Annotated in this window: 22 protein-coding genes, 16 tRNA genes and 1 riboswitch; of the genes, 1 reads left to right on the top strand and 37 read right to left on the bottom strand. The window is 45.7% G+C overall.

Annotation, left to right across the window (positions count from 1 at the left end; translation table 11 throughout):
• Positions 1 to 14: 14 nt before the first annotated feature.
• The 18 genes from IEW11_RS18380 to coxB all read right to left on the bottom strand — a co-directional run bounded on the left by IEW11_RS18380 (position 15) and on the right by coxB (position 15,727).
• A complete protein-coding gene (locus IEW11_RS18380) occupies positions 15 to 191 on the bottom strand; it encodes a hypothetical protein (protein WP_188532529.1) in 177 nt (58 codons plus the stop codon).
• Positions 192 to 366: 175 nt separating this feature from the next.
• Positions 367 to 1,074: a DNA alkylation repair protein gene (locus tag IEW11_RS18375; protein ID WP_188532528.1), complete on the bottom strand. Its 708-nt coding sequence runs from the start codon at positions 1,072 to 1,074 to the stop codon at positions 367 to 369.
• A 346-nt stretch (positions 1,075 to 1,420) separates the two neighbouring features.
• The gene (gene tatC, locus IEW11_RS18370; RefSeq protein WP_373289348.1) at positions 1,421 to 2,158 is read right to left on the bottom strand and encodes a twin-arginine translocase subunit TatC; all 738 of its coding nucleotides are present in this window, start codon (positions 2,156 to 2,158) and stop codon (positions 1,421 to 1,423) included.
• Between the two features lie 2 nt (positions 2,159 to 2,160).
• Positions 2,161 to 2,376, bottom strand: a complete 216-nt coding sequence (gene tatA, locus IEW11_RS18365) for a twin-arginine translocase TatA/TatE family subunit (RefSeq protein ID WP_188532526.1) — start codon at positions 2,374 to 2,376, stop codon at positions 2,161 to 2,163.
• Between the two features lie 80 nt (positions 2,377 to 2,456).
• Entirely contained in the window at positions 2,457 to 4,130 is a 1,674-nt protein-coding gene (locus tag IEW11_RS18360; RefSeq protein ID WP_188532525.1) for a PhoX family protein, read from the bottom strand.
• A gap of 227 nt (positions 4,131 to 4,357) precedes the next feature.
• Positions 4,358 to 4,648, bottom strand: coding sequence for a transposase (locus IEW11_RS18355; RefSeq protein WP_188532524.1), 291 nt, complete (start codon positions 4,646 to 4,648; stop codon positions 4,358 to 4,360).
• Between the two features lie 396 nt (positions 4,649 to 5,044).
• The gene (locus tag IEW11_RS18350) at positions 5,045 to 6,334 is read right to left on the bottom strand and encodes an ABC transporter permease (protein ID WP_188532523.1); all 1,290 of its coding nucleotides are present in this window, start codon (positions 6,332 to 6,334) and stop codon (positions 5,045 to 5,047) included.
• Positions 6,327 to 7,229 (bottom strand): ABC transporter ATP-binding protein, encoded by a 903-nt coding sequence (locus tag IEW11_RS18345; protein WP_188532522.1) that lies wholly within the window; start codon positions 7,227 to 7,229, stop codon positions 6,327 to 6,329. Before IEW11_RS18345 ends, IEW11_RS18350 begins: the two co-directional genes overlap by 8 nt.
• Before the next feature lie 13 nt (positions 7,230 to 7,242).
• Positions 7,243 to 8,157, bottom strand: a complete 915-nt coding sequence (locus IEW11_RS18340) for an ABC transporter ATP-binding protein (RefSeq protein ID WP_188532521.1) — start codon at positions 8,155 to 8,157, stop codon at positions 7,243 to 7,245.
• A gap of 21 nt (positions 8,158 to 8,178) precedes the next feature.
• Positions 8,179 to 8,583 (bottom strand): GntR family transcriptional regulator, encoded by a 405-nt coding sequence (locus IEW11_RS18335; RefSeq protein ID WP_188532520.1) that lies wholly within the window; start codon positions 8,581 to 8,583, stop codon positions 8,179 to 8,181.
• A gap of 10 nt (positions 8,584 to 8,593) precedes the next feature.
• Positions 8,594 to 9,313, bottom strand: a complete 720-nt coding sequence (locus IEW11_RS18330; protein WP_188532519.1) for a hypothetical protein — start codon at positions 9,311 to 9,313, stop codon at positions 8,594 to 8,596.
• A gap of 221 nt (positions 9,314 to 9,534) precedes the next feature.
• Positions 9,535 to 9,894 carry a response regulator gene (locus IEW11_RS18325; protein WP_188532518.1) on the bottom strand — a complete coding sequence of 120 codons (360 nt, stop codon included), beginning with the start codon at positions 9,892 to 9,894 and terminating at the stop codon, positions 9,535 to 9,537.
• 17 nt (positions 9,895 to 9,911) lie between these two features.
• Positions 9,912 to 10,385 (bottom strand): chemotaxis protein CheX, encoded by a 474-nt coding sequence (locus IEW11_RS18320; protein WP_188532517.1) that lies wholly within the window; start codon positions 10,383 to 10,385, stop codon positions 9,912 to 9,914.
• A gap of 134 nt (positions 10,386 to 10,519) precedes the next feature.
• Positions 10,520 to 10,606: riboswitch (cyclic di-GMP riboswitch) on the bottom strand.
• Positions 10,607 to 10,860: 254 nt separating this feature from the next.
• Positions 10,861 to 11,769 carry a cytochrome c oxidase assembly factor CtaG gene (gene ctaG / locus IEW11_RS18315; RefSeq protein WP_188532516.1) on the bottom strand — a complete coding sequence of 303 codons (909 nt, stop codon included), beginning with the start codon at positions 11,767 to 11,769 and terminating at the stop codon, positions 10,861 to 10,863.
• Positions 11,770 to 11,861: 92 nt separating this feature from the next.
• Positions 11,862 to 12,185 (bottom strand): cytochrome C oxidase subunit IV family protein, encoded by a 324-nt coding sequence (locus IEW11_RS18310; RefSeq protein WP_188532515.1) that lies wholly within the window; start codon positions 12,183 to 12,185, stop codon positions 11,862 to 11,864.
• Positions 12,186 to 12,189: 4 nt separating this feature from the next.
• Positions 12,190 to 12,810 (bottom strand): cytochrome (ubi)quinol oxidase subunit III, encoded by a 621-nt coding sequence (locus IEW11_RS18305; RefSeq protein ID WP_188532514.1) that lies wholly within the window; start codon positions 12,808 to 12,810, stop codon positions 12,190 to 12,192.
• Positions 12,807 to 14,615, bottom strand: a complete 1,809-nt coding sequence (gene ctaD / locus IEW11_RS18300) for a cytochrome c oxidase subunit I (protein WP_188532636.1) — start codon at positions 14,613 to 14,615, stop codon at positions 12,807 to 12,809. The genes IEW11_RS18305 and ctaD overlap by 4 nt, the downstream gene beginning before the upstream one ends.
• A gap of 68 nt (positions 14,616 to 14,683) precedes the next feature.
• Positions 14,684 to 15,727 carry a cytochrome c oxidase subunit II gene (coxB, locus tag IEW11_RS18295; RefSeq protein WP_188532513.1) on the bottom strand — a complete coding sequence of 348 codons (1,044 nt, stop codon included), beginning with the start codon at positions 15,725 to 15,727 and terminating at the stop codon, positions 14,684 to 14,686.
• A gap of 512 nt (positions 15,728 to 16,239) precedes the next feature.
• Here coxB and IEW11_RS18290 point away from each other — a divergent pair.
• Positions 16,240 to 16,992, top strand: a complete 753-nt coding sequence (locus IEW11_RS18290; RefSeq protein WP_229725431.1) for a hypothetical protein — start codon at positions 16,240 to 16,242, stop codon at positions 16,990 to 16,992.
• 233 nt (positions 16,993 to 17,225) lie between these two features.
• On the opposite strand, the gene IEW11_RS18285 is transcribed toward IEW11_RS18290, so the two are convergent.
• The 19 genes from IEW11_RS18285 to IEW11_RS18195 all read right to left on the bottom strand — a co-directional run bounded on the left by IEW11_RS18285 (position 17,226) and on the right by IEW11_RS18195 (position 21,288).
• Complete coding sequence (locus IEW11_RS18285; RefSeq protein ID WP_188532512.1) at positions 17,226 to 17,411, bottom strand: hypothetical protein; 186 nt, start codon at positions 17,409 to 17,411, stop codon at positions 17,226 to 17,228.
• Positions 17,412 to 17,634: 223 nt separating this feature from the next.
• Positions 17,635 to 17,778, bottom strand: coding sequence for a hypothetical protein (locus IEW11_RS18280; protein WP_188532511.1), 144 nt, complete (start codon positions 17,776 to 17,778; stop codon positions 17,635 to 17,637).
• 94 nt (positions 17,779 to 17,872) lie between these two features.
• A complete protein-coding gene (locus IEW11_RS18275; RefSeq protein WP_188532510.1) occupies positions 17,873 to 19,552 on the bottom strand; it encodes a long-chain-fatty-acid--CoA ligase in 1,680 nt (559 codons plus the stop codon).
• Positions 19,553 to 19,766: 214 nt separating this feature from the next.
• Positions 19,767 to 19,849, bottom strand: a tRNA-Leu gene (locus IEW11_RS18270).
• An 8-nt stretch (positions 19,850 to 19,857) separates the two neighbouring features.
• Positions 19,858 to 19,934: transfer RNA gene (locus tag IEW11_RS18265), tRNA-Arg, on the bottom strand.
• 13 nt (positions 19,935 to 19,947) lie between these two features.
• Positions 19,948 to 20,021: transfer RNA gene (locus IEW11_RS18260), tRNA-Cys, on the bottom strand.
• Positions 20,022 to 20,030: 9 nt separating this feature from the next.
• A tRNA-Gly gene (locus IEW11_RS18255) sits at positions 20,031 to 20,105 on the bottom strand.
• A 6-nt stretch (positions 20,106 to 20,111) separates the two neighbouring features.
• A tRNA-Gln gene (locus tag IEW11_RS18250) sits at positions 20,112 to 20,186 on the bottom strand.
• A 27-nt stretch (positions 20,187 to 20,213) separates the two neighbouring features.
• Positions 20,214 to 20,289: transfer RNA gene (locus IEW11_RS18245), tRNA-His, on the bottom strand.
• A gap of 18 nt (positions 20,290 to 20,307) precedes the next feature.
• A tRNA-Trp gene (locus tag IEW11_RS18240) sits at positions 20,308 to 20,381 on the bottom strand.
• Positions 20,382 to 20,390: 9 nt separating this feature from the next.
• Positions 20,391 to 20,476 (bottom strand) — tRNA-Tyr (locus IEW11_RS18235).
• Between the two features lie 3 nt (positions 20,477 to 20,479).
• A tRNA-Thr gene (locus tag IEW11_RS18230) sits at positions 20,480 to 20,555 on the bottom strand.
• 25 nt (positions 20,556 to 20,580) lie between these two features.
• A tRNA-Phe gene (locus IEW11_RS18225) sits at positions 20,581 to 20,656 on the bottom strand.
• Between the two features lie 12 nt (positions 20,657 to 20,668).
• Positions 20,669 to 20,745, bottom strand: a tRNA-Asp gene (locus IEW11_RS18220).
• Between the two features lie 36 nt (positions 20,746 to 20,781).
• A tRNA-Met gene (locus IEW11_RS18215) sits at positions 20,782 to 20,858 on the bottom strand.
• 19 nt (positions 20,859 to 20,877) lie between these two features.
• A tRNA-Val gene (locus IEW11_RS18210) sits at positions 20,878 to 20,953 on the bottom strand.
• A gap of 81 nt (positions 20,954 to 21,034) precedes the next feature.
• Positions 21,035 to 21,109, bottom strand: a tRNA-Glu gene (locus IEW11_RS18205).
• 7 nt (positions 21,110 to 21,116) lie between these two features.
• Positions 21,117 to 21,209 (bottom strand) — tRNA-Ser (locus IEW11_RS18200).
• Positions 21,210 to 21,212: 3 nt separating this feature from the next.
• Positions 21,213 to 21,288, bottom strand: a tRNA-Asn gene (locus IEW11_RS18195).
• Between the last annotated feature and the right edge of the window lie 92 nt (positions 21,289 to 21,380).

The following is a 21,380-nucleotide window of genomic DNA, read 5'->3' as shown; positions in this document are numbered from 1 at the left end:
AGAGAAAGAATAATTTATTGGAGATATGAGTAATGTCTATATTTTCCTGGCTGGGGAGAATCTTCGGCAACCGTTTCAGAGCGCAGCGCGCTGGACAGTTCGTTAAAGAACGGAGCCGCATACATCGCCTCGACCTGGAGCTTGTCTTTCGATTGAAGCGCAAATGCGACCGCAAACTTCTGATCAAACATTCTTTTACGCCGGTGTCAGTCCCGCCTTGCACAGTTTATTTTGCTAATATATTCTTTCACTAGTGTTTATTTCCTTTCCTTTCCTTTCACATGACAAAGAGTAATTTTAGATTGCCACGCTTTACTGCCCTGTATTGAACAAGGCAGCCGATCGTTCTGTCGGCTGCCTTGTTTTCTAACACCTTACATAGTTGCGTTTAAAACCAACCTGCCCTTTATCTACTGCCTTTTGAATATTTTCGGATGCGAGTAGAAACTTGCCTTTTGCCTTGTTCAGATTGACTTCTACCGGACCGACCGCCTTTGCCGTATCGACCGCCTTATCATGTAGAGGCAAAAAAGATACCCCTACTGTATAAATAAAATTATTCATTGCATATTTAGTTCTTTCCGGAGAATCATGAATTGTATTTTGCACCATTTCCAGCATATTGGCGATTTTACTTTCCGAAAATTCATCATCCTTACGGCTTCCCAGAAGCCAGCAGTAACAACTCCAGCCCGCTGACATTCTCAGTTCTTCGCCGCTTGCAATCCATTTATCAGCAACTTCTTGTGCAATATCCGTTTCTGCCAAAGTAACTGCCACCACATAATCGGACAGCATAAAAAAATATGCCGAATCGATCCACCGCTCAAAATCCTCTTCGATCATCACTTTGGGATCTGCGATTACGCCGGCAAAGTACATCGCGTCATAATTCCCCGTGTTGTACAGCTGCTCAGCCAAGGATTGATTTTTTTTAATTTTCTTAGCCATAGGCTTCATCTCACCTGTAGCCACACCAAAGAGCGGTTCGCGCGCGCCGTTGGACACGTACCTTTTCTTCATTCTTTCCTTGCTGAGAGATTCAAGCTCCTGCATTACCGTTTCGACATTCATTGTTAAACCTCCCTTATTCTTAAGGTATTATACTAAATTATACATGGTAATAGACAAGACATGAATAAAATGCTCATTTTTCCTCTTCCTTTTTAGTATAGAGTATAGAATGTCGTTTTTTTCTTTCTCATTCCTTATCTGTTTCTTAAGAAAGAAATAGCGCTTGGTTGGCATCTAAAACAAAAAGAGATGTTCAGCAACAGCAGAACATCTCACGGAAGCATTGAAGCAGGTTATTTGCTTAAACATGCAGGTAAACGTCGTTTTCTCGAACGGTGAGCCGCTTAGACGTATCGTCCCCTTCATCTCTTCCGTTAAACGGGGCTCCGCAAAGTTAAGGCGATCTCTAAGATTCGGCGCTTACGTTATTTTGAAGTTTAAGTTGTTTTCGGTAAACCATTTTAGAGATCGTAATACTGATCTCATAAAGCAGAAAGAGCGGCACGATCACAATAATATCCGATAAGATATCCGGGGGTGTAATGGTAACCGCAACAATGACGAGAATAAAATAGGCCATTTTACGGGCTTTCGCAAGCTTGACGGGATTCAACAAGCCCAGCTTCGTAAGAAACATCACGATAGCCGGCATTTCAAACAACAAGCCAAACGGAACCGTCATATGGATCATAAAGGTAAAATACTTCTGGACCGTGTACATCGTCGTAAAATCATCCGCCGCCATCTCCATCATAAAATGGAGAACCATCGGAAACAGAATGAAATATCCGAAGGAAATTCCGAGCAAGAACAGCAGGCTCAACGCAGGAATGAATAGGATTGCCGCCCGCTGCGCTTGCGGGGAAACCGCAGGCTGAACGAATTTCCAGATCTGATACGCGGCGACCGGAATCGTAACCGTTATTGCGACGATTCCGGAGATCATGACATATACCCAAACCACATCGGAGGGACCAAGAACGACCAGCTTTTGATCCATGCCCCGCAATAGCCAATCGTAAATGTCCCGCACATAAAGGAACGCCGCTGCCATGGATATCAAAAATGCGACGAAGGTACGGATTAAACGGCTTCTCATCTCTTCCAGATGGCCTACCACATTCAGTTGATTCGGATTACTCATCATTACTTTTCAGGCAGAACTTCTGCCTGAGCCTTGCCGGTTTCTGTATTTTTTGCATCCTCTTCTCCATTAACCAGACCGCGAGTAGCGCCTTTAAATTCACTTAGTGTACGACCGAAAGCGCGTCCGAGTTCGGGAAGCTTGGAAGGACCAAAGATGATTAAAGCAATGATCAGAATCAATACGAGGCCACCGATACCAATATTGCCAAACGGCATGCTGCTTCATCTCCCTTATTTATAATGGTAGTCAGCCACGGAAGCATTTCCGCAGCTGACGGTTTAACGAATGCAAGAAATTATCCAAGTTTGAAGCCGCTGATTGCAACCACGCCGCAGCGGGCTTTCTTGTCTCCCGGGCGGTGCGGCCAGGTGCTGGTCGGGTTGTTCAAATCCGTCGTCATTTCGCCGGGATGCTGGACGGAAAGAAATAGGGTTTGTTCGTCAGGCGTGAAGTAAGGCCCTGTCAATTCTGAATCAATCGGAGCTGATGCAAATTGCATCGCAGCGCCTTTTCCCGGACCGTTGGTTGGAATAACGAACAGACCGTTGTTCATAAACGTCTTGTAGACGCCCTTATTATGACTGCTCGTCGAAATATCCGTAACGACCCACAAGTTGCCGTTCGAGTCGAAAGCCAGATTATCCGGCGAACTGAAGCCGGACTGTCTGCCACCGGCCGCAAAGATCTCAAAATCAAATTCCAGGGCGCCAAGATCATTGCCGGATTCGAAAATGCGGGTGATATGGCCGTGGATATTTCCATGCGTATCGTTATTCGTATGACAGATAAACACCGTATTGTCAAATGGTGAAATTTCAATATCTTCCGGGCGGTCGGTCGGAGTGCCACCGACTAGCAGTGCCGCTTCATGGCAGAAAGCAACCACATCCGCCTGCGACTTAAACTTCTTTTGCAAGTCTTCTTTTTTCGCGCTTACCCCATAAGGATTCTTGAAATTGTCATTCGACAGCACCCTTGTTACTTCCCCGATCGTAACAGGCACCCATCTGCCGCTTTTCAGGTTAGCAACATATAACGTACCATCTTCAAGGAGTGCGGAATTTGCACGGCCTCTCGCTTTATTGTACTTGCCTTTGCTGATGAATTTATAAATGCATGCGTCCTTTTTATCATCGCCCATATATACGACGACGCGGCCGTCGGCAGTCATGCCCATTGCTGTATTCTCATGATTGAAACGTCCCAGAGCTGTGTGCTTTTTACGGAAGGAATGCTCAAACGGATCAATTTCAACTACCCAACCGTAATGTGTATCCGGTAATTTTGCGGTAGCGGCGGTGTCTGCATAGTTCTCTTCACAGGAGAGAACAGTGTTCCACAACGTCACGCCACCCGAGCAATTCGCGAATGTGCCTTGAGCCGCAGTTGCGTTATAAAGAGCTGGAGAGCCTTTGGCAGGTCCGGTGATGTCAAATTTGGTAAAGCCATTGATGCGACGTGAATATTTCGAGGAAGTGTCCATTTTCCAGGTGCCTTTCTCGTCACGGTATACCTCGATAACGGACATTCCCTGATAATAAAGATCTTTTTGAATTTGGTCGGGTGTCATTTTACCGTCTACAATCGGACCCAATAAAAAGATATTTGTGTATTCATGGTTTGTAACCAGCAGACCACGCGTGCTCGAACCGTTGATTGGGAAATAAGCATTATAATCGGCGCCTTGTCCGAATTTTTCTCCGGCTTGGTTAATGACATCGTCAAACGCGGCAACGACATCGTATTTAAAGTTTCTAGGAATAATGAGGTTGTCTTCCTTGGAAGGTTGAATCGGATCGAAATATCCGCTGACCTTATTGGTTTTGAACCCGAAAAGATGGTCAGCAGTAGGTGATGCGGCGGAAGCTTTACCTTCCAGGGTTCCGAGACCGGCAGATGCTGCCGCTAGAGCGGCGGCTCCGGTTCCGAGATAAGACAGAAATGTTTTACGATCCATACTCTGATTCATATGTACACCCCTCAACCAAAATTTTACTTCTGGAATAGCATAGTATGTCTGTGTTATATTGACGTTAAAATCAGCTTGATAATTTGTAAATTTGATTATCTGGCTCATCGTCAATTCATCCCGTCATTTTAATTTCAGTATTATTCCACCTAAAAGTATTAAAAAAAGCCCGCTAGATCAACAAATTGACCTGACGGGCTAACCATTTATTCAACCGTGTCTATTACTTACCTCAACAACAGAGCTTTGCATTTGCAGATTTCGCTCCCGCTATAGCTTGCCGTCTGAACAAGGGACTTCGGTTCTTTTTCTAGTTCGATTTCACGCACAGTCTTATCGGCAGATGCATACGCGCGTCCGCTACCGATATGCGCTCCTTCGCCGTGCAGGGTTCTTCGCTTTCTCCAATCCTGCAAAGTATGGTAGGCTACGCCCAACTGCTCGGCAGCTTTCTTTGGTCCAATCTCATCGCTCAATCTTACTGCTTCTTCTTTGAATGCTTTGTCGTACCGTTTCATTGTCAACACGTCCCCTCGCCTGCTTTAATTTTATTTCACTTGAGGGGGTTTTTCGACTGCATTTTTATCGTAGCACTCCACACTTAGATTAATCAAATCAAGATCGTCTTCTGGTATGAGCATATTTTTAAACTTGTTGTATATCATCATGCCGGATACCCTATACAAGACCTTTGGATCTGATAAAATATTCTCATTAGATACCCTAGTTATGAAGCCTCTCATACTTTCGTCATCAAACATTCGAGGTCGTACGGTCAAATGGCTCATTGTTCCCCCATCAATATTCGGAAACTCTCAAATATAAGCCTATTTTATTGTTTGATATTTCTCATTCATTCATTTGACTCACCCTAACCGACTCTCATATATAATCAGTAGATTTCGCTCCCGCACCTACACCTTATAAGCCTTCATCGCTTTGCGCAGCTCCTTGAAGCTCGGGCGTTTGCCGTACATCAGCACGCCGGTACGGTAGATCTTCGCGGACAGCCATCCGAACAAGAGAATGCAGGCAACGAGCAAGCCCAATGAGAGCGCGATCTCCCAGAATGCCGGGTCGGTTAGTCCAATCCGTAGGAACATCGCAAATGGAGCGAAAAATGGAATAAACGATGTAATCTCAACAAACGTTGCAGTCGGCGATGTCATACCGAAGATTCCGATATAGAATCCGCCCATCGACAGGAACGTAATCGGCATTAGCGCTTGCGCAAGATCCTCTGTCCGGCTGACGATAGAGCCGACGGCGGCGAACAGCGTTGAGTACAGGAAATACCCGGTAAGATAGAAGATCACTGCGAATACATACAGAGAAGGATCAATATCCGCAAAGTTAATATTAAGGCCTTCCAGCATCTCCACATTATGAGGCAGTGTAACATTGATAACAAATACGGCTACGTAAACCCCGATCTGCATGATGCCGATCAGGAACATGCCAAAAATCTTGCCGAACATCTGTGTCAGCGGGGACACGCTGGTCACGAGAATTTCCATCACACGCGAGCTTTTTTCCGCCGTAATTTCAGTGGCGATCAACTGGCTTGTGACGAAGATGCCCATGAACAACAGGATCATCATCGCATAGACAAAACCCATGGCCAATCCCTGCTGATCAGCCGACTTGCCTTCTCCAACTGCAGCATCGGTCAAAGAGATTTGCGTCGTTTCGATCTCGATCGGCGATCGCAGCAGCAGCTCCTGTGCTTCGGTCAGCCCTGCTTCTTGAAGTACTGCATCAGTCTTGATTGTCTGCAGAGCCGCTGAGAGTGTTCCGGAAGTGCCCATATCCATGAGTCCCTCAGATTTATAGAAAACTTTAGGGAAACCAACAGCTTCATTCGATTCAAACAAGATATACCCTTTAATGTCTCCACTGATAATCGCTTGTCTTAATGCTTCTTCGTTTGCTTCCCCAGATCCAGTATCCGGGTAGGATATTAACTTCAAACCGGGATTTTCCATACCTTCATAATATGCCTTGAGAGGCCCTGTTACCTCAGGCGCATTCGTCTCGATAAATCCGATATTCGCCGGCTCATCCTTGTTAAACTGTGAGATGATATAGGGCAAATTGACGCCGATACTCAATATAATCGCAATAATAGCGGTTGTAATAAGAAATGATTTGGTTCTCATTTTATTCCGGATCGTAAATCCAATAACGGTTAAGAAATTATTCATTGATGTCACCTACCGATCGAATAAAGATTTCATTTAACGTGGGCTCGAGCAGCTCGAAACGGCTCAGCTCTGCCTGACTCATGGCATGGCGCAAAATCGCCTGTGCCGTTTCCTCGCGATCAATAAAGAGCTCATAACCATATTCCTGACGGTTAACCTGACGGACCCCTGCAATGCCTTCCAAGCCCTTCAGCTCGGTCTCTGTGCCCAGAATGACGCGCTCACGGGTGAACTGCTTTTTGATCTCCTTCAAATTGCCCTGCAGCACGGTGTTTGACTTATGAAGGATCGTAATGTTTCTGCAGAGCTCTTCGACATGCTCCATCCGGTGGGTGGAGAACAGTATAGTCGTGCCGCTGTCCCGAAGCTCTTTGACCGTCTTCTTAAGCAGCTCCACATTGACGGGATCCAAGCCGCTGAACGCCTCGTCAAGGATAATAATCTTAGGTTCATGAATGACGGCCGCGATGAATTGAATCTTTTGCTGATTCCCCTTGGAGAGCTCTTCAATCTTCTTATTGTAATATTCGGAGATGTTGAATTTCTCCAGCCACATTTTCAAGTTACGGTCCGCATCTTTGCGGGACATGCCCCGCAGCTGAGCCAGATAAATCACCTGGTCACTGATCTTCACCTTCGGGTACATCCCCCGTTCCTCGGGCAAATAACCGAGCATCTTTAGCTGTTCCTGGCTGTACGGCTTACCCTGGTACAAAATCTTGCCATCGTCAGGATAGATCAATCCGAGCACCATCCGCATCGTGGTCGTTTTACCCGCTCCGTTTGCCCCGAGCAGTCCATATATTTCACCGGCTCCCACTTCGAATTGAATGCCGTTTACCGCTGTTTTGTCCCCATACTGCTTTGATACATTGTCTACAACTAATGGTTTCATTGTCTATCTCCTTTCATGATTGCCGCATCCGCAGCCTGTCATTGTCGATAAGCGAGGCCATAATTTCATCGAGCTCCATCGGCGTCCGGCCCGTAATCTTGATCCCTTCCTTTTGCAGCCATTTTTCCGCATCCATCGCCTTGTTAGTAATCACTTTAATTACTCCGCCTCCGGCTTTCTCCTTGGCGCGTATGCCCGGAATTCCTGAAAGCAACTCATATACCGAACGTTCATCCTGCACATAGAAAATATGCCAGCTGCTGAACAATTCGTCTTTCTCATATACGCCGAGCGCGCGTCCATTCACCAGGAACACGATATAATCCGCCAACCTTCGAACCTCATCAATAATATGGGTTGCCATGAGGATCGTACGGTTACCTTGTTCCATGTAGTGATGGAGCACCTCGATCATTTTCTTCCAGGCTAAGGGATCAAGTCCCGACGATGGTTCATCAAGGAGCAGCAGCTCCGGATCGTGGGAAAGTGCGAGTGTCAGTTCAAATTTTCTTCGCATTCCTTTGGACATCTTGCCCAGCTTTAAATCCGGATTCACCTCAAATAGATTAAGCAGCTCTGTATATCGGTTAACATCCCAACCGGGATACCATATTTTCGTGAATGCGGCTCTCTCCGACCCGCGAAGTGAATCCTCCTCAGATAACGAGTCATCCGGCAAATATCCAACCCGCTGCTTCAGCTTTACATCATCCCTGCCAACCGGCTCGCCAAACATCTCCATACTGCCTCGATCAGCCTTAGCCAGGTCAAGCAGCAGCCGGAAGGTCGAGCTTTTGCCGGATCCATTAGGGCCTACAATGGCTGTTACATAACCTTTGGGCACATTCAAATTGAGAGGTCCCAGCTTGAAATGCGCTCTCGATTGCTCGACCTCCGTCAGCCGGATTACGGCTTCGTCATTATTCATGAAGCATTTCCCTCCGCAACTTCAATCTCCTTGCCTGCTTTGGCGCAGCCTCTCTTTGACCACCGAACGATAAATGTCTCCCATTTCTTCTTCCGTGCACTGTACCCTCAGAGCTGCAGCCACGGCAGCTTCGAACGCTTCCACAACCGACTCTAGACGGTGCCTGCTTCTCTCTTCTGCGCCTACCTGTGCCACAAAAGTACCTGTTCCTTGCCTTGTGAACAGCAAGCCTTCCGTCTCCAGATTCTGATAAACCCGCCTTATCGTAATTACGCTGCATTTGAGATGCTGTGCCAACTCGCGAATGGATGGCAGAAGAGTACCCTCCTCCAATTGGCCGCTTACGATCAGAGCCCGAAGCTGTATTCCGATCTGATGATACAACGGCTCCGCACTTTGCTCATTAATTTGGATCGGTATCCACACGGCTTCACCTCTAATTCAATAAGTTTCTTTTCGCCAACCGCTTTCGAAGCATCAGATTGGTGAACAAAAGCGCAACTACTGCAACTGCCAAGGAAAGTGCTGAGATCCACCATTGCCCATTCTGTACAGCCTTTATCACTCCAAATACCGCTCCGTCTCCCGACAGATTGATGAGATATGTTAGGAGTCCGAATAATGCAAAGTATACAAAACATGCACTCACATAAAATTTCCCTGAAAATCCAAGCTCCAAATACACGTATTGACATGCAAAAATCAATGCATACCCAAGCCAGAATGCAGCGAAACCAATATACTGCAGAAAACTCAGTTTCTCATGAAAGGCTGAGATAAAAATATACTCCAGAGAAAAAAAGTAGAGCCAGCCTGCAATAAGAACAATTGAAAGGAGAATGAACCTTGCCGCAGCTATATGAGCGGGTGAGATCGGCATCGTACGCCAAGCAGCAATCTTCTTTGTAAAAGGATCGTCCCTCCAATAGCGAAACATCGTCCGGTTCATCACAAATCCCAAATTCGGCAAAAGACTTAAATACATAAAATCCAGCAGCCAATTTTGGCCCATGGCCTCTGATTCCAATCTCTCATTAAATATAGGAATAAGAATTACCGCCACATAGGTAAAAAACATTAAAGAAAAGAGCAGCCCCAGCTTGTCACGCCGAATTTCATGCTTTACGATCTGCCAGGCGCCTTGCCACGTAGTCATCGCAAGCCTCCTTTGAGCACTTATCATACTGTGTATATCCATATACACAGTATAGTAAGACATTAAAGATAGCACAACCAAACATTATGTAAATTTTTCCTAAAAAATCACTATTAAGTAATGAAGGTGGGATTCCCCAAACAGGACAGGCATTTCAAAACAAAAAAGTCCAAGCCTGAATGACTTGGACATGACTTTCGTTATGTATTACGATCTAATCGTTAACCTAAAACTTTTTGAACGGCTTCCAGCACACGATCCTTTTGAAAAGGTTTAACAATAAAATCCGATGCACCGGCTTGAATAGCGCTTACTACCATATGCTGCTGCCCCATAGCTGAGCACATAATTACTTTAGCGCTGGAATTGACTTTTCTAATCTCTTTTACCGCCTCAACACCGTCAAGTTCAGGCATTGTAATATCCATTGTTACGAGATCCGGCTTCAATTCTGAATATTTCGCGACCGCATCTTTACCATTCACCGCTTCCCCGACAACCTCATATCCCGATTCCGTCAGGATTTGCTTGATCATCATTCTCATAAATGCGGCATCGTCTACAATCATAATCCTTTTCATTTAACCCTCCCGATTAATTAACTAGCTATTTTCACATTCAATAAAGAGTATATATCAATAATTCCATATTCACTCTCAAGCGGAGTAACAATATATTGCTGCTTTCCTACGATCAATGCCTCGTTCTCATTCACATTGGGATGAGAGATATTCACTTCAAGCCCTTGATTTGAGAATTCAGTCGCAATGCCGCTTACGAACCAGTTTCCAAACTCTTTAATCGCACTCCAACCCATCTCATCCAATTGATTGACTTCCATTCCGCCAAACATACGTCCAACGATCTGTTTTGCCGTTTCTTCATTCATGGCACAGATGATTTGACCGTCTAACTGCCCTAACATTTCTATTAGAACTGCTACGTCCCTCTCATCTATGGCCGCTTCCTGTTCCCTTAATGCTAATGGAGAAATACTCATTCCCAAGTATCCGGAGAGCACATTCGATCCTACTCTAGAAACGGCTTCGTAATACTCGTTTTCTAACTTCACTGTACTTCCACACACCTTTCCGTTAAAAAAGCTATTTCCGTACGATATCAACAATAAATTACAAGAATCGACACGTTTAATACAAAAAAACCCATACTTCAACGTAAGGGCTTGTACGCGACATAATACGCATCTTCTGTAACCGGCTGCCATAACGATGAGTCCGTTTTAGGCCCATGGCTTTGCGCCCCTGCTTTTCAACAGGTTTGCCCTTGTTGGTTCTTATTGACTAATACTTTTATACTATAATCAGTGAAACAATGTCAATAACATTCCATGAATTAACTTCTAATTTTATTTTATACTAGAAGTATTAACCATTTTTGCCATCTCCGTTTGACAAACATGTGAAAAGGCACTGATCCAGAAATCAGTGCCTTCGCAGCATAACATTTTTACCACGGAATATCACATCACTAAGCGGCCTTGTATGACCCACGGATAAATAAGAGTAAGAAGTACCCCGGATGGGTTATTAATTAGCGGCGCCTGCCGGGTTAGGGTTAGGCAGATCGCTATCGGAATCCGCATGCTCTCTCTTGAACCACTGAGAGAACACATAAGCAAGAAGCGCACCATACATAAGTTCCTGAACAAGCTTCATAATAATCCCGCCAAGCTGTTGATCCTCAACAATAGGCAGGAAGTTAAAGAATGAAGGTCCTGAAAATTGGGCTAATAACGCACTAGGATCACCCGATACACAATATCCCATTGCTTGTGCCCATACATTGGGATCATTATAGGTAGCATAAAGCGGCGAACCTGAGAAAATAATTAACGCACAGGCTGGAGTCAGCAATACCCCGTTTGCGAAAATATAGCCCATTTTTTTCACATCGGTTAATCGGCTCCACTCTTTGACTGGAGAAACGATCTGCCACCACATCATGAATGCGGTGATCAGCATCGCCGCGTAATAAATACGGTGTACCGTGAAATTCAACATGACATAATCATGAACAACCGGGATATGATAAATTGAGAACAGCATATTAAACAACACCAATGTAAGCAGCGGATGCATCAAGAACCGGAATGGTCTCCAGAAATGATGTGAGAATACATGCCTCCAGATAAAAGCCGGTATGCCCAGCAGAATCATTGGTGGAACAATCAAATAGGAAATTGACATATTTGCCATATGGAAAGTAAACGTCAAGTGACCCAACAACTCCAATGGGCCGCCTTGTGCCAGATAGTAAAGTACCATCCCGCTGATGAACAATAACTTTTGACGGGAGCTCGCTGCCCCCTCATTCGGATATCGGCGTTCTCGCCATGGACCGATAGCGTAGAAGTAGAGAATAACAAGAGCTGCCATTAGAAAGAAAACCATCGGACTCCACAATTCCTCAAAGCTGAAATATTCTAAACCAAGCATTATGGATATCCTCCTCTATCAAGAAAAAAAATCATGAATTTTGAAGAAAAGAGACGGCCATTTAATTGACCGCCTCTCCAATGAAGTCTATTTTACCACCAAGTCCAATACTCGGCCATGACAACTATTGTTAATACAACAAACGTGCCCATCAATATTCCAATAATCGCATAGATATGTCCGCGGTCTTTCATATGCATCCAGAATGCCATCTGAATGTATACTTGCAGCATTGCCATAAAGACCAGCAAAATATACGTAAACGCTGTGTTCACTTCACCGGCGATTACCGTTGCAAATGCGAGTAACGTTAGTACGAGTGAGAAGATATAAGCGACTACATGCTTTTGTGGGCCTTCAACTTTATGACGCTTACCCTGGTGTTCCGAAGCGGAAGCGGAATGGTTGCTTGACATTGAATTAGCCCACCTTTCCCATCAGATAAACTACTGTGAAGATGAATACCCACACGACGTCGATAAAGTGCCAGTATAGGCCGGCTACATAAACCTTCGGTGCCGTAGTTGTGTTCAAGCCCCTTTTGAATACTTGAATAATCAACAACGTGATCCAGAAAATACCAAAAGCAACGTGGGCACCATGGAAACCGACTAGCGTATAAAATGATGAACTAAATGCACTTGTCGTGAAGCCATGCCCCAGATGAAGATAATGCAAGAACTCATAAATCTCAAGGATAAGGAAGCCTAATCCGAGAAGAACGGTTACGATCAACCAATTGAGCATAGCCTTCACTTGATTTTTGTGCATCGCCTGAATGGCGAATACACTTGTCAAGCTCGATGTCAAAAGGATAAAAGTCGCTATAGCGACTAGCGTCAGATCGAACAGTTCCTGTGATGTCGGATTGCCGTCCCCTACTTGATGGCGGAGCGTGAGGTACGCTCCAAACAATGTACCGAACAATACTGTTTCTCCGCCTAGAAATAACCAAAAGCCAAGTACTTTATTGCGACCTTCGAGGGTTGCCTTCTCCGGCTCGTGCGGTAATTGGCCGTCTACATGAGAATGTGCACTCATCCTTTTACCCCCTTGTCATGCATCTCGTCCGGCTCGATATGGAAGCCGTGATCATCAATTACGGAACGAAGGAACATGCAGGCAAATGTAATGACCAGACCAATAATGGCCACAATGTAATGGTTGTACATGAAGCCGAAACCTGCAATGAACAATCCAATGGACATAATGAACGGCAAAATCGATGGTGATGGCATATGAATCGGACCAAGCGGTTCAGCCGGTGTCATGCCTTTATTTCCGTCCATTTTTTCTTTCCACAGCGCATCGTAGCCGCGTACAAGCGGAGTTTGCGCGAAGTTATATTCCGGTGCGGGAGATGGAATGGCCCATTCGAGCGTACGACCGTCTTCCCACGGATCATTACTAAGATTTTTAGGTTTCTTCGCAGTAACAATAATGTTGATCAGGAACACAATCGTACCGATACCCATCAGGATTGCACCGACTGTACTAATCAAGTTCATGCCGTTTAACCCTAAACCATCTTGATAGGTGTAAATACGACGCGGCATACCCAGCAATCCTAAGAAATGCTGTACAAAGAACGTCAGATGGAAACCGATGAAGAAAGTCCAGAATGTGATTTTACCAAGTCCTTCATTCAGCATACGGCCGAACATCTTAGGCCACCAGTAGAAAAGACCTGCAAAAATACCCAATACGAGACCACCAACGATAACGTAGTGGAAATGCGCTACAACGAAGTACGTATCATGATATTGGTAGTCCGCAGGTGCGGCAGCCAGCATGACACCAGTCACGCCACCCATAACAAACGTCGGTATAAAACCAATTGCGAACAAATTCGCCACGTTGAAACGGATTGAACCGCCCCACATTGTAAATAGCCAGTTAAAAATCTTAATACCTGTCGGTACGGCAATCAACATCGTCGCAATCGAGAACAACGCGTTGGCAATCGGACCAAGTCCAGTCGTGAACATGTGATGCGCCCATACCATGAATCCAAGGAAACCGATTAACACGGTAGCAAAGACCATCGAGCTGTAACCGAACAACCGCTTCCGGGAGAAGGTACTGACAACCTCGGAAATAATACCGAAAGCAGGCAGTATAAGAATGTATACCTCAGGATGTCCGAAAATCCAGAAGATATGCTCCCACAATACAACGTTACCGCCGTTAGCGACGTTAAAGAAATTTGCGCTGAACAGACGGTCAAACATTAGAGCAACCAGACCTACTGTCAATGCAGGGAAAGCAAACAGGATCAAAGCGGAAGCAATAAATGCGGACCATGTAAACATTGGCATACGCATAAAACTCATGCCCGGTGCACGCATGTTAATGATCGTTACGAGGAAGTTAATCCCGCCGACCAGCGTACCGATACCTGCTATCTGCAGACCCATGACATAGTAGTCAACACCTTTATCTGCACTATAAGTGTCTGATGCAAGAGGCACATAAGATGTCCAGCCTGCATCCGGAGCGCCGCCGGTAAACCAACTTACATTAAGCAATACGCCCCCAAAGAAGAATGTCCAGAAACCAAGCGAGTTCAAGAATGGGAACGCAACGTCGCGCGCCCCGATCTGGAGCGGCACGATCGCATTCATTAAAGCAAATAAGATCGGCATCGCTGCCAAGAAAATCATCGTTGTTCCGTGCATCGTCAACAGCTCGTTGTACGTGTCCGGACTTACAAAATCATTAAGTGGTTTCCACAGCTGAATCCGGATCAAGATCGCTTCCAGACCTCCAATGAGGAAAAAGAAGCCACCGGCAATCAGATAAAGGACCCCGATTTTCTTATGGTCAACCGTAGTCAGCCAATCCATCAGGCCGCTATAACGTTTAACCGCGTGTCCATGAGCCAAGGTTGGTACCCCCTTCTATCACCGTTGTATTAATAGTCCAGCTTTTGCTCGGACAAGTATTTAGCGATGGCTTCGATTTCTTGCTGTGTCAGATCCACTTTTGGCATGTTATTGCCAGGTTTAACTTCTTGCGGATCTGCAATCCAACGAACCAAGTTATCATATACCGTACCCTCATTTTTGTATTGAGGATCATCAGTGTTAATTAAGAAACCTGCTACAGCCAGACGATCACCCATACCTGTCAGGTTCGGATAGATCGTGCCGCCTTTGTCACCGACAGCATGGCAAGTCAAGCACTGGCTTGCGAACAATTCAGCGATTTCAGGATCGCTAGGCATTTCTGCAGGAGCTTTCATACCCGCTACCCAACGTTCGAAGGATGCTTCGTCAACTGCTTTGACCTTGAAGTCCATGTAAGCATGGGAAGGACCACAGAGTTCCGCACATTTTCCTAAGTATACACCAGACTTCGGAGCTTCAAAGTACATCCGGTTTACATTGCCGCCAGGATTCGTGTCGATCTTACCCGCCAATGAAGGAATCCAGAAGGAGTGAATCACGTCAGCCGTTTTGGCTTCAATAGAAATGACTGCATTCGTCGGAATAATCATCTCTTGTGCGGTTTTCACGCCGTATTGCGGATAATCAAATTCCCACCAATATTGATGAGCCGTCACTTTAATTTGTACTGCGTTTTCATCTTTGCTGTAATCCTTTGCAAGCCCGAATACCGATTGGATCGTAGGTACGCCGAGAATGACAAGTAATACAAGAGGAATAACCGTCCAAATAATTTCAAGCTTGTGGTTTCCTTCGACCTGTACTGGGATCGTTTTATCTCCAGGACGTCTACGGAAACGGATAAGTACATAAATGGCAATGGCGAAGACGACAACGACCACAAGCACCATGATCGAGATCGACAATTTCATAAGTCCGAACTGTTCCTCGGCTACCGGTCCTTGCGGATTGAGCGTGGATAAGTCTTCTCTACCGCACGCCGACAGCAGCAGCGCCATAACGGCCAGGAGCGGCAGGAGTCGTTTTACAACATGCCACCGATTCATCATTGATCTACCCCACTTTTGACGTTTTCTACAGTTTCCCAAGCACAACCGCTCTCAATGCATGATCCGGTTAGTTTAGCCTTAAGATTGCGGATCTAGTCCCTACAGATACCGCTAGCCCCGACTGAGCGGAGCTTGTCTTATGCTTTACAATACGGGTTAGCTATGTATAGCGATCTTGGGCGCCCGCCGAAATCTCGGCGCGGCAATGCGGCAAACTGCGTGTTTTTCACTGATGTTTAGATATTCCTGCAAACTAAATCACTTTATTAAATATAAAGTTGAAGACCCTATTTGTCAATGTTCAACAGAGAGTTCACAAATTGTTCTCAAACCTTTCAAACCAAGTAAGATAAGGCTTTTTCAGATCTATCATGCAGATAACTCGCTTCTTATCCACCCTCCTTCATTTTGCTCCAAATGCCTGGTCAATTATGTATGATGTGCCGGTGTATATTTAAACGCCTTAGGCAAAAGCTACAATCAAAGAATTTACCGAGGAGGTTTGCCGTATTATGAATAAACGATTTATCCGCTCACCCCTTATATTTCCAGTTATACATCGAATCTTCATTTTTTGCCTTGCCCTGATTATAATTCCAACTCTCCTATCCGGCTGCAATTATGAGCGTCATGTTCAGGACAGCGATTACGATTACGGCGCCCAGCAAAAGAACGATCCCAAAATGCTCGGAACACGAATGTACGGCTCCCTTACTGGCAATCCTGATCAGCATGACAATAAATACTTTGAATACAGTTCCATGCTCTCGCGTGAAGTTTCCGATATTAATGGCGTTGCCACAGCAATAGTCATGCTCACAGACAAAAATGCTTATGTGGGCATCGCACTGGATTGGACAGCCGTAGGTACGAAACGCATCGGAGGGAGAACGATGAAAGAACAGAACAACACAGGCTCGAACGAAGGTGTATACAACCATCGGGATGGAACCCCCTACTATAACAATAGAAAGATGATTACACCCTATAACTCATATTTTTCCGTTAATGATCATAACCTGATTTCGAGGGAATTGAAACAGACGATAGCAAAAAGAATCCGACGATTAAGTCCGAATATCGAAGAAGTGCATATTTCCGCCAATAAAGACTTTGTTAATGAGATGGTTGACTATGCGAAGGAGGCCTGGCTTGGCCGCCCACTAGAGCCTTGGGTCGATTCATTTAACATCCTTGTTAAATACCAGTTCGATGGCGGTAAAACGATGCCCACTCCAATTAGTGAGATGAAAGATCGACGTTAAAGCTCTCTCAAATATAAATTAGCTTCATCTATATAGTCATCAATTAGGGCCTGCTGTTTTGTAGCGGGCTTCTTCAAATCCGCAAAAAAAACCTCGCCTTAAAGGCAAGGTTTAAACAGCATGTTGTGACTCTTTATCCGGTGTCATGCGAACCGAGCCGCCTAGTTCTGCGTCTAACGGTTGCACGTTTCGTGACAACCGAGCCGCTTAGTTCTGCGTCTAACGGTTGCACGTTAACTGACCGAATTCATCTTACCAAGTTCATGCTCAACTAAGTGGGTCAACTCGTCTTCATATCCCCCGGTGATCCGATATTTACGGATGTAATCCCGAACGAACTTTCGCGGGTCCTTAGGCTGAAAAATTCTCGTGAGCTCCTTCAGGCTTTCTTTGACTTCATTATGGCTTCTTTTTGCCATGAAATCCCCTCCCATTTCATCGGATGGTCGTCCTAAATCCATGTGCGAGAATGCAGCGGTATGTACTACCACTGCCAACAGTCATCCTTTTAGCTCAAGCAATCCACTCTGTGCAGGTAATCCATGGTCAGCCGGATATATATTTAACTAGTCTAACTTATTATACCAGTTTGTTACTGATGAGAAAAGCGTACATTCTTCCAGTTAAATCTCCTTCAAGCTTTTACTCCTCAGAACGATGATCTTTCGTGGATGGCGGATGATCTGAGGATGCTGATGACACAACCCGAAAGTATGCAATGACTCCGCCAATAGCCACCAGGATGCCGAATGCAATCAGCAGCCAGGTCACCCATCCTTCCTTCATTCCACCATCCACCCCCTCTTCTGTTGACGATTTCCATTTTATAGTTATTATTATATCGGAAAGCATCCACTGTTTCAATGAAACTGCTCGAATGTCATTCTTCATCCTCTTCCAACAGCTTTCGGCGTAGCACTTTACCGATCATCGACTTAGGAAGCGAATCCCGAATCACGTAGTTACGAGGCACTTTATAGGCCGCGAGGCGATCTCTGCACCAACGGTCTAACTGCATAGTAGATACGTTCCATCCCTCTTTCGTCACAATAAAAGCTTTGACCGTTTCCCCGCGGTACGGATCATTGACGCCGACTACTGCTGCTTCCATTACGGCAGGGTGCTCGAAGAGCACTTCCTCTACTTCACGAGGATAAATGTTATATCCCCCAGCTATAATAACATCCTTCTTCCGATCTACAATGGTAAAATAACCGTCCTCGTCCATTGTTGCCAGATCACCTGTAAATAGCCATCCATCCCGCAGCGCTGCTGCAGTCTCTTCAGAGCGGTTCCAGTACCCCATCATGACCTGCGGCCCTCTTATCACAAGTTCACCGATCTCACCCAATGCAACGGGCTCTCCTGTTGCCGAATCTACCACAGCGGCTTCTGTATCGGGCAGCGGGACACCGATAGTCCTATTTTTACGCAATCCCCAGATGGGGTTGCAATGTGTTACAGGTGCTGCTTCAGTCAATCCGTAACCTTCAATTAAACGTCCTCCCGACAGCATCTCAAATCTCTCTTGAATTTCAAGTGGCAAGGCCGCTGAACCACTAATACATACTTCAATTGAAGATAGATCGCTTATTGCCGTATCCGGATGATTCAATAAAGCGATATACATTGTCGGAGCACCGGGAAATATCGTCGGATGCAGCTTTTTGATTGCCTCAAGTACCATATTAATTTCAAAACGGGGCAGTAATATCATCATTCCGGCACGCAGCACGGTTTGATTCATCAATACTGTTAACCCAAACACATGAAATAATGGCAGTGCAGCTAGAAACCTCTCCTGCCCTGATTTAGCCCGGTAGCACCATGCTGCTGTTTGCAACGAATTTGCAATTAAATTTCTATGAGTTAGCATCACCCCTTTGGGCAGGCCGGTTGTGCCTCCAGTATATTGCAAAAGTGCAAGTTCATCGGATGAATTTACGCTAACAGGAATAGGAGTCGATGGCGAATTACCGAGAATATGTTTATACGTGATTACACCCTTCTGCCCGTAAGGTACATTGGGACGATGTCCTTCCTTACGCTGCTTTAGCGGATATAATAGATTTTTTGGAAATGGCAACCCATCTTTAATTGAAGTGACGATTACATGCTTTAGCTGCGGTAACATTCCGTTATCACGTATCCGACCTAATCTTTCATAGAGAAGATCAAGTATAACAATGACACTGGCTCCACAATCCTGAAGCTGATGCTGCAGTTCCCTTTCTACGTATAACGGATTTGTCTGCACTACAACAGCTCCAGTAAACAGCACTGCAAAATAGGCGATTACAGCTTGCGGGCAATTCGGCAGCATGATTGCCACACGATCGCCTTTGGAAACCCCAAGCTGGTGTAACCCGTTACTCATTCGATAAACTGACGTCAGCAGTTCGCGATATGACATCGTCTTGCCAAGAAAGTACACTGCCGGCTTATTAGGATAGGAAGCGACCGCATCCAATAGTAAATTGACAATATTTTTATTAGGGTATTCAAGAGTTGACGGTACCTCCTCCGGATAAAAGCGCAACCAAGGTTTATCCAGGTTCATCCGACTTCCTCCCCTTTTGGCTAAGTACTCATTCATATGAGGTTGCTTTCGTAATCATACCGCTTAACGAACGAACTTCTTTTCATGCAAATACGCTAGTTCACCAATTTCTGACTCGCATATTCGGTATAAAATTATTTGATCCAAATACCTTTTTTAAATACAAAAAAAAACCTATCGATCTCAATGATCAATAGGTTTTAATGATTATGTATGGTGCCGGCGAGAGGACTCGAACCTCCACGGTTTCCCTCACGATTTTGAGTCGCGCGCGTCTGCCAGTTCCGCCACGCCGGCTTGTTAAATGGCGTGCCCTAAGAGATTCGAACTCCTGACCTTTTGATTCGTAGTCAAACGCTCTATCCAGCTGAGCTAAGGGCACATGGTAAGATTTGTGGAGGCGCCACCCAGACTCGAACTGGGGGTAAAGCTTTTGCAGAGCTCTGCCTTACCACTTGGCTATGGCGCCAAAATTTAATGGAGCGGAAGACGGGAATCGAACCCGCGACCCTCGCCTTGGCAAGGCGATGCTCTACCGCTGAGCCACTTCCGCATTAAATGGCTGGGGATCTAGGATTCGAACCTAGGGATGACGGAGTCAAAGTCCGTTGCCTTACCGCTTGGCTAATCCCCATTATTTTTTTAATTACATTTGATTGTATGGGGCGATCGATGGGACTTGAACCCACGAATGCCGGAGCCACAGACCGGTGCGTTAACCCCTTCGCCACGACCGCCATATTCAAATGTTTACTTGGCAGGGGCAGCAGGAATTGAACCCACACTAACGGTTTTGGAGACCGCTGTTCTACCTTTAAACTATGCCCCTAAGGTAAACTGGTGGAGGATGATGGATTCGAACCACCGAACTCGTCAGAGAACAGATTTACAGTCTGCTGCGTTTGGCCACTTCGCTAATCCTCCATGTGGTGCCGTCGAGAGGACTTGAACCCCCAACCTACTGATTACAAGTCAGTTGCTCTACCAATTGAGCTACAACGGCATATGCAATTCCATGATTCTTAAAATGGTGGCTCGGGACGGAATCGAACCGCCGACACGAGGATTTTCAGTCCTCTGCTCTACCAACTGAGCTACCGAGCCATATTAAGATAATGGCGGAGCTGACGGGATTCGAACCCGCGGTCTCCTGCGTGACAGGCAGGCATGTTAGGCCTCTACACCACAGCTCCACATCATGGTTCTCGGATTTACTCCGAAGGTAAAGTTGGTTGCGGGGGCAGGATTTGAACCTGCGGCCTTCGGGTTATGAGCCCGACGAGCTACCGGGCTGCTCCACCCCGCGTCGTTAAAATAAGAAGTTATGGTGGACGCTGACGGGATCGAACCGCCGACCCTCTGCTTGTAAGGCAGATGCTCTCCCAGCTGAGCTAAGCGTCCATTTTGAGAAGCAACATTTAATAGTATACCTCATATGCTTGTCTAAAATCAAGTACTTTTTGTGAGGTTTTTTTTAAAGGTTGGTGACCCGTAGGGGATTCGAACCCCTGTTACCTCCGTGAAAGGGAGGTGTCTTAACCCCTTGACCAACGGGCCACATTAGTGGCGGAGAGAGAGGGATTCGAACCCTCGAGACGCTTGTGACGCCTACACGATTTCCAATCGTGCTCCTTCGACCTGACTCGGACACCTCTCCAAATGGCTCCCCGAACAGGACTCGAACCTGTGACAACTCGATTAACAGTCGAGTGCTCTACCAACTGAGCTATCAGGGAATGTTTCTTACTATTAAGACATACAGAGCATTGCGCCCTGAAAACCGGATGCGAAAGTCATGAATTACTTTAGCTGTCTTGCTGTTGTTTAG

The sequence above is a fragment of the Paenibacillus abyssi genome (genome assembly GCF_014640295.1).
GTDB lineage: Bacteria > Bacillota > Bacilli > Paenibacillales > Paenibacillaceae > Paenibacillus_D > Paenibacillus_D abyssi.
This window is presented reverse-complemented; position numbering and strand designations above follow the sequence as displayed.